The sequence below is a fragment of the Serinicoccus marinus DSM 15273 genome (assembly GCF_008386315.1).
GTDB classification, from domain to species: Bacteria; Actinomycetota; Actinomycetes; order Actinomycetales; family Dermatophilaceae; genus Ornithinicoccus; species Ornithinicoccus marinus.
Genome location: NZ_CP043808.1, coordinates 1,414,958 through 1,429,172, shown reverse-complemented (window position 1 = coordinate 1,429,172; position 14,215 = coordinate 1,414,958). Strand labels below are relative to the sequence as shown.

General features: G+C 68.4%; 12 protein-coding genes and 3 pseudogenes. 8 read left to right on the top strand and 7 right to left on the bottom strand.

Annotated features, from left to right (window positions below; all coding sequences use genetic code 11):
- Nucleotides 1-40: 40 nt before the first annotated feature.
- Both lhpI and FU792_RS06635 read right to left on the bottom strand, forming a co-directional pair.
- Nucleotides 41-973, bottom strand: a complete 933-nt coding sequence (gene lhpI, locus FU792_RS06640) for a bifunctional Delta(1)-pyrroline-2-carboxylate/Delta(1)-piperideine-2-carboxylate reductase (protein WP_022923724.1) — start codon at nucleotides 971-973, stop codon at nucleotides 41-43.
- Nucleotides 970-2,238 (bottom strand): metal-dependent hydrolase family protein, encoded by a 1,269-nt coding sequence (locus tag FU792_RS06635; RefSeq protein WP_022923723.1) that lies wholly within the window; start codon nucleotides 2,236-2,238, stop codon nucleotides 970-972. The genes lhpI and FU792_RS06635 overlap by 4 nt, the downstream gene beginning before the upstream one ends.
- Here FU792_RS06635 and FU792_RS19170 point away from each other — a divergent pair.
- From FU792_RS19170 to FU792_RS06615, 5 genes and pseudogenes are all read left to right on the top strand, one after another.
- Nucleotides 2,237-2,719, top strand: a pseudogene (locus tag FU792_RS19170) (cell wall-binding repeat-containing protein); the annotation flags it as partial. The gene FU792_RS06635 and the pseudogene FU792_RS19170 sit on opposite strands and share 2 nt — an antisense overlap.
- Nucleotides 2,720-2,909: 190 nt before the next feature.
- Nucleotides 2,910-3,068, top strand: a pseudogene (locus FU792_RS18800) (cell wall-binding repeat-containing protein); the annotation flags it as partial.
- A 9-nt stretch (nucleotides 3,069-3,077) separates the two neighbouring features.
- Complete coding sequence (locus FU792_RS18795) at nucleotides 3,078-4,106, top strand: cell wall-binding repeat-containing protein (RefSeq protein WP_338101182.1); 1,029 nt, start codon at nucleotides 3,078-3,080, stop codon at nucleotides 4,104-4,106.
- A 138-nt stretch (nucleotides 4,107-4,244) separates the two neighbouring features.
- Nucleotides 4,245-6,725 carry a DNA gyrase/topoisomerase IV subunit A gene (locus FU792_RS06620; RefSeq protein ID WP_022923721.1) on the top strand — a complete coding sequence of 827 codons (2,481 nt, stop codon included), beginning with the start codon at nucleotides 4,245-4,247 and terminating at the stop codon, nucleotides 6,723-6,725.
- Between the two features lie 698 nt (nucleotides 6,726-7,423).
- The gene (locus FU792_RS06615; protein ID WP_149814638.1) at nucleotides 7,424-8,179 is read left to right on the top strand and encodes a DUF6602 domain-containing protein; all 756 of its coding nucleotides are present in this window, start codon (nucleotides 7,424-7,426) and stop codon (nucleotides 8,177-8,179) included.
- A 728-nt stretch (nucleotides 8,180-8,907) separates the two neighbouring features.
- Here the strand turns inward: FU792_RS06615 and FU792_RS06610 are convergent.
- Complete coding sequence (locus tag FU792_RS06610; RefSeq protein ID WP_149814637.1) at nucleotides 8,908-9,747, bottom strand: hypothetical protein; 840 nt, start codon at nucleotides 9,745-9,747, stop codon at nucleotides 8,908-8,910.
- 409 nt (nucleotides 9,748-10,156) lie between these two features.
- Here FU792_RS06610 and FU792_RS06605 point away from each other — a divergent pair, with 409 nt between their 5' ends.
- Nucleotides 10,157-10,648 carry an SRPBCC domain-containing protein gene (locus tag FU792_RS06605; RefSeq protein WP_161600213.1) on the top strand — a complete coding sequence of 164 codons (492 nt, stop codon included), beginning with the start codon at nucleotides 10,157-10,159 and terminating at the stop codon, nucleotides 10,646-10,648.
- A 229-nt stretch (nucleotides 10,649-10,877) separates the two neighbouring features.
- Here the strand turns inward: FU792_RS06605 and FU792_RS06600 are convergent, their stop codons facing one another.
- The 3 genes from FU792_RS06600 to FU792_RS06590 form a co-directional block, all read right to left on the bottom strand.
- Nucleotides 10,878-11,459: an AAA family ATPase gene (locus FU792_RS06600; protein WP_028130777.1), complete on the bottom strand. Its 582-nt coding sequence runs from the start codon at nucleotides 11,457-11,459 to the stop codon at nucleotides 10,878-10,880.
- Between the two features lie 170 nt (nucleotides 11,460-11,629).
- Nucleotides 11,630-11,926, bottom strand: coding sequence for an addiction module antidote protein (locus FU792_RS06595; protein WP_022923717.1), 297 nt, complete (start codon nucleotides 11,924-11,926; stop codon nucleotides 11,630-11,632).
- Nucleotides 11,923-12,228: a type II toxin-antitoxin system RelE/ParE family toxin gene (locus tag FU792_RS06590; RefSeq protein WP_022923716.1), complete on the bottom strand. Its 306-nt coding sequence runs from the start codon at nucleotides 12,226-12,228 to the stop codon at nucleotides 11,923-11,925. Before FU792_RS06590 ends, FU792_RS06595 begins: the two co-directional genes overlap by 4 nt.
- Nucleotides 12,229-12,390: 162 nt before the next feature.
- Here FU792_RS06590 and FU792_RS06585 point away from each other — a divergent pair, with 162 nt between their 5' ends.
- Together FU792_RS06585 and FU792_RS18435 are read left to right on the top strand one after the other, a co-directional pair.
- Nucleotides 12,391-13,320, top strand: a complete 930-nt coding sequence (locus FU792_RS06585; RefSeq protein ID WP_022923715.1) for a tyrosine-type recombinase/integrase — start codon at nucleotides 12,391-12,393, stop codon at nucleotides 13,318-13,320.
- Between the two features lie 46 nt (nucleotides 13,321-13,366).
- A pseudogene (locus tag FU792_RS18435) lies at nucleotides 13,367-13,477 on the top strand (toxin-antitoxin system HicB family antitoxin); the annotation flags it as partial.
- 196 nt (nucleotides 13,478-13,673) lie between these two features.
- Here the strand turns inward: FU792_RS18435 and FU792_RS06575 are convergent.
- On the bottom strand, nucleotides 13,674-14,213 hold the full coding sequence (locus FU792_RS06575) for a DUF1697 domain-containing protein (protein WP_022923714.1): 540 nt from the start codon (nucleotides 14,211-14,213) through the stop codon (nucleotides 13,674-13,676).
- Between the last annotated feature and the right edge of the window lie 2 nt (nucleotides 14,214-14,215).

The following is a 14,215-nucleotide window of genomic DNA, read 5'->3' as shown; positions in this document are numbered from 1 at the left end:
CGCGCCGCGCGCCCAGTGGTCCAGGTGGTGTCGCCCAGCCCTACCGCGAGCGCAGCACCAGCGCCGCAGCGGCGAGATCCTCGGCGGCCGTGCCGACCGACACGAAGGCGGTCACCTGCTCGGCGGTCTCGCGCCCCGTCTCTCGCCCGCTCACGAGGTCGGCCAGGGTGAGCCGCACATCCTCCTCGTCGAGGGCACCGCGGCCCAGCGGTCCGACCAGCTCCCCCGCGGTCTGCCGCGCCTCGGGCACGTCGACGACGATCCGCGCCCGCGTCATGAGTGCTTCGTCCGCCTCGACCATCTGCGGGCTGAACGACCCGATGAGGTCGACGTGCGTCCCGGGCGACACGTCCTCCCCCAGGACGACCGGACTCGTAGCCGAGGTGGCGGTGGTCACGACGTCGGCGCGGCGCACCGCGGCGCGCAGGTCGTCGGCGACGTCCGCGGCATACCCCTGCTCGCGCAGCTCCTCGACCAGCCGCGCCGCGCGTGCACGGTCCCGTGCCCAGACGCTGGTGTGCCCGACCCGGCGGACCGCGGCGTAGCACGCCGGGACGGCGGCGGCCACGTTGCCGGCGCCCACGACCAGGTGCTCCCCGACCTCGTCGGGGGCGAGGTGGTCGGCGGCGAGCGCGCTCGCGGCGGCCGTCCGCCACCGGGTCAGCTCGGTCCCGTCCAGGATCGCCTGCGGCACCCCGGTGGCGTGGTCGAGCAGCAGATAGGTGCCGTGGATCGCGGGCAGCCCGCGCTCGCCGTTGCGGGAATGGTGGGTGGCGACCTTCACCCCGAGCAGGTCGCCGCTGCGCCAGGCCGGCATGAGCAGCAGGGTCGCCTCGTGCTCGTCGTCCAGCGGCACGTGGCTGCGCTCCGGCGCGACGACGCCTCCGCCAGCGAAGACCTCACGCAGCGCCGCCACCAGCGCCGCCGGATCGAGCGACTCCCGGACGGCTGCGGCGTCGAGGACGAGCGTCACCCCTGCTCCGCCCCGGACAGCGCGCCCGCGCCGGTCGAGCCGCCCAGCACATCCGGCCCCGCCACCGGCTCCCCCGCCAGCCACACCGAGCGCACGCGCTGGCCGAGCCCGGCCAGGTCGTCGTAGCTCCCGTCGAGCACGACCACGTCGGCCACCTTGCCCGGCTCCAGCGTGCCGTGGTCCTGCTCCACCCCGAGCAGCTCGGCGGCGACCTGTGTCGTGGCGTGCCAGGCCTCGAGCTCGCTCATGCCAAGGTCGCGCATGATCGCGAGCTCGTCGAGGTTGGTGCCGTGGGCGCCGACCCCGGAGTCGGTGCCCATCGCGACCTTGACGCCCGCGGCGATCGCGCGCCGGACCGAGTCGTCGTGCGCCTCGGACACCATGCGCGCCTTGGCGACGACCGCGTCCGGGAGGGGTATGCCTGCATCCGCCTGCGCGAGCACAGCCCGGGGCGCGAGCAGCGTCGGCACCAGCCAGGTGCCACGGTCGAGCATCATCTCGATCGCCTCGTCGTCGAGGTAGATGCCGTGCTCGATGGAGCGGATGCCGGCGCGGACCGCGGCCTTGATGCCGTCGGTGGCCTGCGCGTGCGCCATGACGTGCAGGCCCGCCGCGGTGGCCTCGGTGACCAGGGCGTCCAGCTCGTCGTCGCGCAGGTGGCCGTGCAGCGGGTTGCTGCGCGGCGAGAGCACGCCGCCGCTGGTCGCGACCTTGAGCACGTCGGCGCCGGCGCGGATGAGCTCACGCACCTTCTTGCGCATCTCCACCGGGCCGTCGACGACGGCTGACGGGCAGCCGGGGTGCTCCTGGATGAGCCCGACGTGGGCGCCGCAGGCCTGCCAGTCGTCGCCGTGACCACCGGTCTGGCTGATCATGTTGACCGCGATCTGCAGGCGCGGCCCCGGCGTCAGCCCGCGGCGCACCGCCTCCGCGACGCCGAGGTCGGCCCCGCCGGCGTCCCGCACCCAGGTCACGCCGGTGGCCAGGGTCCGGCGCAGCCGGTCCGCCGCCTCGAAGAACGGCAGGCTGAACGGCGTCTGCAGCACCTGGACCATGCTCGGCTGCTCGAACATCACGTGCACGTGGCAGTCGAACAGCCCCGGCGTCACGGTCCGCCCGGAGCAGTCGACGACGACGTCCGCGTCAACACCGAGCGAGGGGCCGACGTCGACGATCCGACCGTCCCGCACCAGGACGTCGGCGACCGCCGGCTCGCCGAGGGTGCCGTCGACCACGGTGCCGCCGCTGAAGAGGGTGCTGGTCATGCCGGTCACGCTACTGCGTGCCACCCACGGGCCCACCGACGGTGTGGCTCCCCACCGACCGCCTCACGGGAGCAACCTTCTGCGCCCGGCGCGCGACATACCGGATGAGGCACACCGTGGTGCCCATCCCGTGAAGGAGCGCGTCATGCGACGATCCCGCCTGCTCAGCACCCTGCTCGCCGCCGCCGTGGTCGCGGCGAGCCCGCTCGCCGCACCGGCCGTGGAGCAGCCGGCCGTGGCCGCACCGGACGCCGGCGATCCCGACTTCCGCGTGCAGCGTCTCGCCGGCAGCGACCGGTATGCCACCGCCGCCCGCGTCAGCGCGCGCTTCCACTCCCCGCGCGTCCCGGTGGCCTACGTCGCCGCCGGCGGCACCTTCACCGACGCCCTGTCGGCCGGTCCCGCCGCGGACCGGCAGGGCGGGCCGGTGCTCTTCGTGCGGCACGGCACCGTCCCCGGGCCGACGGCCGCCGAGCTGCGCCGGCTGCAGCCGCGCAGCATCGTGGTCGTCGGCGGCACCGGCGTGGTCAGCGACGACGTGATCGCGGCGCTGCGCGGCTATACCTCTGGGTCGGTCCACCGCGTGTCCGGCGGCACGCGCTACGACACCTCGGTCGCGGTGAGCCGACGCGCCTTCCCCCGGCGCCGACGTCGTCTACGTCTCCACCGGCGCGGACTGGCCGGACGCGCTCTCCGCCGGCGCCGCGGCCGGGGTGCAGGACGCCCCGGTGCTGCTCACCGAGCCCGGCCGCCTGCCCGCCGCGGTGGGCGCGGAGATCGCCCGGCTCGACCCGGACCGGATCATCGTCGTCGGCGGCAGCTCGGCGGTCTCCGAGGCGGTGGTCCGCCAGCTCCAGGGATATGCCGTGACCGAGCGGGTCAGCGGGGCGAACCGCTACTCCACCGCACTGGCGGTCTCCCGCCGGGTCTTCGGCCCCAGCCGCCCGGGCGTCGTCATCGCCACCGGGTCCGCCTTCCCGGACGCCCTCGCTGCCGTGCCGGCGACGGCCACCACCCGCGGCCCCATCCTGCTCGCCCGCGCCGACGGCCTCCCCGGCGGCGTCGGGGGTGACCTGGACCGGCTCACTCCGCGGACGGCATACCTGCTGGGCGGGAGCGGTGCGCTGTCCATCGACGTCGCCCGCCAGGTCCAGCGCGAGCGCGGCATCTGCTGGGCCGGTCCGACCTACTCGGCGCGGGAGAGCCAGAAGGTCCTCTCCGTCGTGGGCGGCACCGACAGCCGGAAGATGGCCTTCACCCTCGACATGGGCGGACGGCTCACCGGTGCCCAGGGCCTCGTCGACTACCTCGTCCAGGACCAGGTGTGCACGACGTTCTTCTCCACGAGCCAGATGGCCAACACCAGCGAGGGCCGGGCGGTCATGGCGAAGATCAGGGCTCACCCGGAACTCTTCGAGGTGGGCAACCACACCGTCCACCACTGCGACCTCGTGCGCGGCGGGGGCGGCTCCCCCAGCGGCGAGCCGTGCCGACGCCGGATGACCGACGCGGTGGTCCGCGCCGAGATCGCCGGCGCCACCCCGGTGCTGCGCGACCTCACGGGTATGCCGGTCACCCCGATGTGGCGGCCGCCCTACGGCGCGCAGGACGCACGGGTCCGCGGCATCGCCGCGAGCGAGGGCTTCCCGGTCACCGCGATGTGGGCCAGGGACACGATCGACTGGAGCCCGGACACCTCCGCCGCCGAGATCGTGGCGCGGACGACGAACCCGCTGCCCGCCAGCGGCAGCATCGTCCTGGCGCACATCGGCGGCTACCGGACCGCCGAGGCGCTGCCCCAGATCGTGCGCACGATGCGCAGCCACGGTTACACAATGACGACGATCTCCGACATGCGCGACGGCTGACCGGCGTCCACAGGGCCGCCGCGCCTCCACCGACCGGGCGGGGGCGCGGCATACCCTTGCCCTCAGACGCCCGCCCCGCGTGATCCGGGGCAGGGCCGCGCCCGCCCGACCTGACCGACCCAGGAGCACCGCCACCCCATGGCCCGTCGCAAGCGCCCGCAGAGCGAGGACCTCTTCGACGTCGAGGAGAAGATCCTCGAGGTCGACGCTGTCGAGGAGATGGAGGGGGCGTTCCTGGAGTATGCCTACTCGGTCATCTACTCTCGTGCGCTGCCGGACGCGCGCGACGGGCTGAAGCCGGTGCAGCGGCGCATCCTCTACGGCATGCACGAGCTGGGGCTGCGCCCGGAGAAGGCGCACGTCAAGTGCTCGCGGGTCGTCGGTGAGGTGATGGGTAAGTACCACCCGCACGGCGACACCGCGATCTACGACGCGATGGTGCGGATGGCGCAGCCGTTCACGATGCGGCTGCCGCTGGTGGACGGGCACGGCAACTTCGGCTCGCTGGACGACGGCCCGGCGGCCAGCCGCTACACCGAGGCGCGGATGGCGCCGGCCGCGCTGCTCATGACCGGCAGCCTGGACGAGAGCACCGTCGACTACGTCCCCAACTACGACGACCAGCTCTACCAGCCCGACGTGCTGCCCGCGGCATACCCGAACCTGCTGGTCAACGGCGCGACCGGCATCGCGGTCGGGATGGCGACCAACATGCCGCCGCACAACCTCGTCGAGGTCATCGGTGCGGCGCGGCACCTCATCGCCAACCCGGATGCCGACCTGGAGGCGCTCATGCGCTTCGTCCCCGGCCCGGACCTGCCGCTGGGCGGGCGGATCGTGGGGCTGGACGGCATCCGTGAGGCCTACGAGACCGGGCGCGGGTCGTTCAAGACGCGCGCGACCGCGCGGATCGAGAACGTCACGCCGCGCAAGAAGGGCATCGTCGTCACCGACCTGCCCTACCTCGTCGGGCCGGAGAAGGTCATCGAGAAGGTCAAGCAGCTCGCGCAGAGCAAGAAGCTGCAGGGGATCTCGGACATCATCGACCTCACCGACCGGACCAAGGGGCTGCACCTGGTCATCGAGATCAAGACCGGCTTCAACCCCGAGGCGGTGCTGGAGCAGCTCTACAAGCTCACCCCCATGGAGGAGTCCTTCGGGATCAACAACGTCGCGCTGGTCGAGGGGCAGCCGCGCACGCTCGGGCTGCGCGACCTGCTGGGCGTGTATGTCGACTTCCGCACCGACGTGGTGCGGCGCCGGACCGAGCACCGGCTGGGGAAGAAGAAGGACCGGCTGCACATCGTAGAGGGCCGGCTGCTCGCGATCCTCGACATCGACGAGGTCATCCAGCTCATCCGGTCCAGCGACGACGCCGCCGAGGCGAAGACCCGGCTGATGCAGGTCTTCGACCTCTCCGAGCGGCAGGCCGACGACATCCTCGCGATCCCGCTGCGGCAGCTGACGAAGTTCTCCCGGATCGAGCTGGAGAGCGAGCGGGACGAGCTGCAGCGCGAGATCGAGGCGCTGGAGGCGATCCTCGCCGACCCGCAGCTGCTGCTCAAGGTGGTCTCGGACGAGCTGGCCGCGGTCGCGGCCGAGCACGGTACCCCGCGGCGGACCGTGCTGCTGGAGAGCGACGGGACGGGCGCGTCCTCCTCTGCTGCCGGCCCGACGACGGGTGGCAAGGCGTCGGGGATGGACCTGGAGGTCACGGACGACCCGTGCTGGGTGCTGCTCTCCTCCACCGGGCTGCTGGCCCGCACCGCGAGCACCGACGACGATCCGCTCGGCACCGGCGGCCGGCGGGCGAAGCACGACGTCATCACCTCGAGCGTGCGGACGACCGCCCGCGGGCACGTCGGGCTGCTCACCACCGCGGGGCGGGTCGTGAGCCTGTCGGTCGTGGAGCTGCCCTCGCTGCCGCCCTCGGCGGAGGCGCCCAACCTGTCCGGCGGCGCTCCGCTGTCGGCCTTCGTCGACCTGCCCCCGGGTGAGCAAGTGCTCGGGCTGTGCTCGCTGACCGGTGACGGTCCGGGTCTGGCGCTCGGGACGAAGCACGGCGTGGTCAAGCGGGTCAACCCGGACTACCCCGCCAACCGCGACTCCTTCGAGGTCATCTCGCTCAAGGACGGCGACAGCGTCGTCGGCGCGGTCGAGCTGGCCACGGGCGAGGAGGAGCTGGTCTTCATCACCTCGGATGCGCAGCTGCTGCGCTTCTCCTCGTCGCTGGTGCGGTCGCAGGGGCGCTCCGGCGGTGGCATCGCGGGCATCAAGCTCGGTGCGGGCGCCGTTGTCGTGGGCTTCGCCGCCGTCGACACCTCGGCGGAGAACGTCGTCGTGACCGTCGCTGGCACCTCCGGCTCGCTGCCCGGCACCCAGACGGGCTCGGTGAAGGTCACCGACCTGTGGGCATACCCCACGAAGGGGCGCGCGACCGGCGGCGTCCGCTGCCACCGTCTGCTGCGCGGCGAGGACGCCCTGGTCCTCGGCTGGGCCGGCGCCGCTCCCCCGCGCGCCGCCTCCGGCAACGGTGTCGCCGTCGAGCTGCCCGAGACCAACGACAAGCGCGACGGCTCAGGTATGCCCGCAGCCGCCCCGATCGCTGCTGTCGGCTGACGTCGATGGCCGGGGTCGTGACCGTCCGCTCATGCCGATGAGCGGTAAGGCTGCATGCCGGCTTCGGACCACCCGCGCCGACCCTAGCTCCTACCTGTCGCTCAATCGTGAGCGTCACAAGGATGCCGCCATGAAGTCGATTTGCGGTCACGAGAAGCGTCCCGGACATGCCCACTCGAGCCCGCATAGATCACCACCAGTGCCTGTTAGATTGTAGGGGCACCGTGCAGCCTGGCTTGGGTCTGGCTGCTGGTTCGACTCCAGTGGAGTCGCAGCCTGTTTGTTTCTCATCATCTCACCTCTGTTCCTCACCATGGTGCGCGGATTCAAGGTCCGCATTCAGAGAACAGGAAGGAAGTTGAAGGGAGCGATGCGTATGACGAGAGTCAGCGGATGGGTCGCTAAGACCTGCTATAACATTGGCTGTGGCTTGGCAGGCGGCATCCTGTCCCAGACCAGGCCGCACGGTGCATGCTAGCCGAGCAGCGATCATCGTGGCAGGTCTATCGCTTGCAAACGAAGAGCGGTCGCTTTCCACGGCTGGACGGCTTGACCCCGCGCAAGCCAGAAGTGGGTTGTGGGTGTCGTTGGGGAGTGGCTAAGAGAGTCACTCCCCAATCCTCGGGCCGCGCTGTCCACGTGATGGAGGCGCAAAGACGTGGGTTCGCATCGATGGTTCATTGGGGCATGATGTGAACATGGATGCCGTCGATAACCTGCTGTCGCGATCGGCAGGTGCTGCCGCCTCTGCCATGGCGGCTCGTTTGGAGCACAAGCTTCGAAATCACCAAGGCGAGCGGGGTGAGATGCACGAGGAGGACTTGCGCTCTCTCTTGCGAGACTTTCTCCCTCGAAGGTTCGAGGTGGCCCCCGGCGAAGTCATCACAGCAGAGGGGAACTTTTCTGCGCAGCACGACATTTTGATCTGGGACAGCATGACGACTCCGGTCGTGAACAGATCGCCCGGTTCGGTTCTACTCCCGTACGAGGGCTGCCTTATGGTGGTGGAAGTGACCACGACACTTTCAGCCAAGAAGTTAAAGACCGACGCCGCCAAGATTCACAAACTCAAAGACCTGCAGGCCAAGGATCCGACACCGCACGTGCCCACAGGCTTCATTTTCGGCTACAGGTCGACGACCCTAGATAATTTGGTGAAAGCAATCGATCAATCTGAGGAAGTCCGCGATTGGGGCAGTCGCGTAGATTCGATCATTTCCATGCAGCGAGGTGTTGTTACAAACTTCAAGGTTGTCCCGGGCGAAGCGGCTCGGGTGAGCAGTCGCGCCGCGGAAGGCTACAGCCGCAAGCCACTGTTTCCTGAGTCAAGTCGCCTCGGCGAGGGTTTTCACTTAGCGCAGGCACTCCTACTGATCTACGGCGCCTTGAGACTCCATGTGCTCAAACGGGGGTCAAGCCCGATTCCCATGGTGGGTTGGGGCCTACCTGCCTAACGGGTCAGTGTCCGGCGTCAACCGGGTCAGACGAATAGCGCAATCACTAAGGCGGGTCTCGCTTGGGCCTGATGGGCGCACTTCACCGCCGTCCGCCACTAATTGGGTTTGCCCGCGCATCCGGCAGGCTCGGGCCCGGTAGCAGCCGGCCGGTCAGCACCCTCCGCTACTTGAGATCTCGCGGCAGACCGTGCGCCCGCCGGTCGCGAGGAGGCGTGATCGATGCTGGGATGACGTTCCCAGGATGGTGCGGCTGAGCACTCGACAACAGGATGCCGGAAGTTTCCTCCACGCTGCCGAGCAAGATCGCGAAAAGGGTGAAGGGGAACAGTGCGATGCGGTTCGTGGGTAATGACTGGGCCGAGGACCACCAAGACGTCGAGGTCGTCGAAAAGGGCGGCAAGGTGCTAGCGCGAAGACGACTACCCGAAGGCCTGGGGTGCGTGACTCGCCTGCACATGCTGCTCGCCAAGCACGAACCACCGGAGCGAGCCGACTTCGACCCGGCCAGCCCAACCGCCCAGAACATGGTCGGCATTGGAGCCGATCGTGGCCCCTGCGTCGGGGCGCCGGTCGCGGCCGGCTACACCGTCCATGGGGGACCCAGACGAGACGTGGCCACCCGAAAACTGGGATCGCCATCTCGCGACGGTCGCCTCGCTCATCCCGATGGCCCTGCCATCCCCAAGTTCCAACAAGGGCGGGGTGCCCGAGGGACATGAACTCCTTCAATCATTGCGACGTGGCGGCCTGACGCGATAAGCGAAGTGAGCACGATGATCGAAAGAGCCGAATCGATGATATTTCGATTCGTAGCAAGACATGAATATCCCTAAGGTGAACGTCTCCGTGACATCTTCTTCGCTGAACTCCCATCGAAGAGTGGCAGGCTGGCCCGAGCGACTGACAGTCTCCCCTGGGCCGCGACTCCATCGAACGAGTCTCCAGCTGATATCACGGTCGCGTGGATCCACACCTTGACATTCGAACGTGACTGCGTCACCAGGGTGGACTACCACGTCGTATGTAGACACGGACCCCGCTATCTCTCCGGTTACTTGACTTGACTCCACCCGTCGGCCGAATGAATCCATGATCGACTCGATGCGTGGATAGATGTCACCAACCTCGTCGTGGGTACTCATATAGATCGTCACCTGATTTCGGATCTGCCCGGCGATACCTGCTAGTAGATCTCGCTCGAACTGAAGCAGGGGGCGGTTGTGCGCTACTGCATTCCGCAGGTTATCGAGCCTCTTCAGAAGTGGCAGCGTCGAGGCTCGCTTACCGAACGCGGGTGCCAGCGGTTCCCAGTGCTTTTCGGCGATGGCCACTAGTTCGTAGAAGTTCGCGTAGCTCAAGCCTGTGTTGGGAACGGCCAGTACGCCCTTGGGGCCGCGAGCTCGCATCTCCTCGTTCTCTCGCGCTTCCCAGGCTGCCAAGCGGTCGCTAGTGGCCACTCTGTTGAGCCAACCGGCACCGTATTCTTGCATGTAGGAGGATGTCATCAACTCGCGGAGGGCGGTCTCACACGAAGCAAGGGCTAGCGCTGGTTCAAGGTCAGTCACAGGGACATTCTGGCCCACGAGGCGCGGCTCAGGCTGCGATCGGATCCAGCAAAGCCGCCATCGTGTCGCCCGCATCGCGTTGAAGAGACGGCCCCTGCCGCAGGCGTCATTGACCACGACGCTTGGTGGGTCCAGCGGATGCGCCCGGGCGAATCTTCCTGTCTGATGAGGTCGATCGGCAGGGTCGCTAGTTGGAGATGGCTACCCGCCCCGATCAGAAGCCCCACGCACAAGCCCAAACTTGCAGCCGGGAGATGGTCGATGCATTTGACGCAGGTGCACAGGCTGACCAAGGGCCCTCGCCAGCCCGTTTGCTGTCCGTCACGCTCATGCCGCATAGAGCGTGGTCCGCACGCTACTGCCGCCGGTCGGTTGCCCCGCCCCGTAGTTTATGGGGGAGGATGGCGACATGCCGTTGGTGGGCTACACCCGAGACTCCAAATCCATCAGCATCACGTGGAAGTTGGCGCCCAGCGTCCCGAATGTCTGGGATCACTTGACCAATGCGCGCCGCCTGCCCGAGTGGCTCGGCCAGGCACGCTCGGGCGGGTTCTGCAGCGGAGACACACTCGTCGTCGACCACGGAGACGGCTACCTGTGCACGAGCGTGGTGGATGCCGTCGATGACAACCGCCGCCTGAGCATGTCGTGGGAGTTCCCGGACGAGGCACCATCGCGCCTCTCAGTGGTCGTGGAGGCGGTGACGGACGAGCAGGACGCAAAGGAGCGCTGCCTACTGCACCTGCGCCATTCCGAGCTCGGGGACCTGACAAGTTCCTACCTGCCTGGGTGGATCACTCACCTGACGTACTTCGAGGCCTCGCTCGAGACGACTCCGCTGCCCCCGCAGGCATTCTGGCGACTGTACGAGACGCACAACCTCCTCACCGCCGACACCTGAGGCACCCTGTCTTCGACGCGTCACGCCAGCGCGCTCTTCTGCCGCACTGAGCGTGGTCCGCACGCTACTGCCGCACTGAGCGTGGTCCGCACGCTACTGCCGCACTGGGCGTGGTCCGCACGCTACTGCCGCACTGGGCGTGGTCCGCACGCTACTGCCGCACTGAGCGTGGCCGCACGCTACTGCCGCTGGCCGCTCGGGCACCTTCGCGATGTTGGGCCGTCGGCGTTCAGCTGATGGGGGTCTCGCGTGTGGCGTTGACCCACTGGATGATCCTCGCGGCGGACTCTTCCGGTGATACGCCAACCGTGTCCAGAACCAGGTGTGGGTGCCGAGCGAGAAGCTCGCTGGCCACGCCGTGACTATCGACAGAGGTCATCTGCCAGTCGGTCTCCATCTGTTTCACGTTGTCGTCCGACCAGTCGACATCTCTCTTCGAAGCCTTGTGCAGGAGCCGCTCCTGCGTGCGGTTCCGCGCCAACCGCGTGCTCAGATCTGCCCGCAACTCTACGAAGGCGACGCTCTCGAAGATACCGACGTAGGAGGCGATCTCCGCTAGATCGTCCTGGGAGTCGAGCGCCCACACGATGGAGAAGATGAGATCGATGTCATGCGCGGCGGCTTCCTCCAACACGCGGCGCCGAAACTCGGTATTGAGAGTGTTGAAGGGTGGGGTGCCGTAGCCGAAGGTCTCGAGGAGCGGTTCGATCGTCATGTGGTTGTGGAACAAGCGGAACGAACTGTTTGCAGCGACTGCGCGGCCCACCGTCATCTTTCCGACAGCCGGGGGCCCGAACAGCAGCACAAGCATGCGCCACAGCATGGCACTCGCCCAGCAGACCGGGTGCGAGGGCGGGCCTCGCTCGCATGGCCCGGCTCTCGGCAGCCCCACGCCACCTCCACCGAAGATAGACGCACGCATCTGCCGCACTGAGCGTGGTCCGCACGCTACTGCCGCTTGCAGAGTGGTGCTCTGCTCTTTCACGCGATGGCTTCGAAGTGCAGTCGGAGGCCAAGGGCATGGGCTACTTTCACGACTGTCGCCAATGATGGGTTGCCGTCTGCGGAGAGTGCCTTGTATAGGCCTTCGCGACTCATCCCGGCCTGTCGTGCGATCTGGCTCAGGTTGCGAGACCGAGCGATGGCCCCCAGCGCTGCGGCGATCACCTTTGGGTCGTCCTCGGCGACCTCCATGACCGCTTCCAGGTACGCGGCCACGTCCTCGAACGTGTTGAGGTAGTCCGCGTTGTCGAAGGGCGCAAAGGTTTCGTTGGTCATGATCGGTGCTTCCTCCATTCGGCCGCGACCTCGTGGGCCTTGCGGATATCGGCTTCCTGCGTGGACTTGTCACCACCGGTCAGTAGCAGCACGATCTGGTCGCCGTGCGACAGGTAGTAGACGCGGTACCCGGGACCGTAGTTGATCCTCATCTCGCTGACGCCCTGCCCGACGGGCTTGACGTCGCCCGGGTTGCCTGCCGCCAGCCGGTCGATCCTGACCAGCACGCGCGCGGCCGCGCGCTTGTCCTTCAGCCTGGTCAGCCACCAATCGAACGTTCCCGATCGGACGACCTCCACCACATGTTAACTGTAGTTGACATATCGCCCTCCCGGCAAGCGTGGTCTGCGCGCAGGACGGCTACGCTCGTCGGACTTGCCGCGCCTCGCGCGATGAGTTGTCGACGTCGAGGAAACTGGCTGACGTCAACAGCGGCCGCGCTGATCTGCGGGTCACGATGGCGCATGAACACCTTCCAGATCACCTCCGCGCTCGTTCCCGTCTCGACTGACAACCCGGGCGGTGCTGCGCTGCGCCAGGCGATAGCCGCGCACCTGGCCCGATACACCGGGCAGACGCGCACCCACACAGAGTCGGACCTGCGCGCCTTCATGAGGTGGTGCGCCGAACGTCACCTGGACCCGTTGAGCGTCCACCGGGTGCACGTCGAGCTCTACGTGCGGTGGATGCAGGAGACGCGCGGATACAAGCCGGCGACCATCTCGCGGCGGCTGTCCGTGGTGATCGGGTTCTACCGCACCGCAGTCATCGACGGTGTCCTACCTTCTTCGCCAGCCGACCACGTCCGGCGACCGCACGTGCCACCCGAATCACCCACTCTCGGCCTGTCCCATCTGCAGTTCGAAGCGATGCTCCAGGCAGCAAGGGTCAGCAGCAACATCAACGATTTCGCACTGGTCTGCATGCTCGGGCTGCTGGGACTTCGCATCTTCGAAGCGTGTGGCGCCAACATCGACGACCTGCGCGAGGAGCACGGGCACCGGGTGCTGAAGGTCCGCGGCAAGGGAGGCAAGGTCGTCCTGACGCCCCTGCCGCCAGCGGTGCAGCGCGCGATCGAACGCTCCGTCGACAGCCGTGTAGACGGTCCGGTCCTGCGTAACCGGCAGGGCGGTCGGATGGACCGTCACGCCGCGACCCGACGGCTGCATCACCTGGCCGACGACGCAGGCATCAACCTGCCGCGGATGCACCCGCACATGCTCCGGCACACCTTCGTCACCACCATGCTCGACGCCGGCGTGGACCTGCGAGACGTCCAGATCGCGGCCCGCCACGCCGACCCCCGCACCACCATGCGGTATGACCGGGCCCGCACGAACCTCGACCGACATCCCAACTACATCCTCGCCGCCTACATGGCCTCCGGCACCTGACAGAGCCGCGGTCCGCGCCTGATCGTCCTGCACCTATGCAGGAAGATTCCATCTCCGCGTCGGTGAACGCCCCCACCGGCAACTCGCCACGAAGGCAGCCGAAGAGCACCTCAGCCTCAACCAGAACGTCATCCGCAAACTCGGCGACGCATCCTGAGGACACCCGGAAATGCCGCGGAGCGCCAGCCGGTGGGTGGTGCCTGACGGGCCCCGCCCAGGGCGTGAGCGTGACCCAGGCGGGTTCCTCGTCCGGCACGTTCACCGTGCACCGTCCGGACGCCCCGGTGCCGCAGAGATCCCCCACCGACCCAGAGGGCGGCGGTCAGCCCGCGTGGGCGCCCGACGTGGCCGGCTCAGGGCGTGCGGCCCGCCAGGTCGATGAGCCTGCGCACCGTCCTGAGGTTGCGCGCGGTGCCTGACACGCCGAGCGCTCTCCCGATGGCCGCGTCGCTCATCTGGGGTCGGCCGGCGCCACGGGCATACCTCAGGTGCATCTCGCGACCGATGATGTGCCACCGGCCCTCGCCCGTCGGGAGCTCGCGAGCCGCAGCGACTGCTTCCTCGGTGGGTTCGGCATTGAGGAAGCAGACGTAGGAGAAGGCGGGGTCGACGATCTCGAAGGGGTGCTGCTCCAGCGCTGCGGCGACTTCCTGCGGTGTCCGGCTGACGACCCCACGGAAGAACCCGCAGCGTTGCTCGACCGCCTGCTCGAGGCCGCGGTCGAAGGCCTGGCCATCCCCCGGGACCGAGCACACCATGTTGCCGGATGCGATGTAGGTCACGATGTCGGACGCGCCGAGCGAGGCCGCCAGGTCCCGCCATAGCGCCATCGGCAACGTCGCGGTGCCACCGACGTTGACCGCGCGCACCAGGACCACCCGTCGCTGCTCCACGC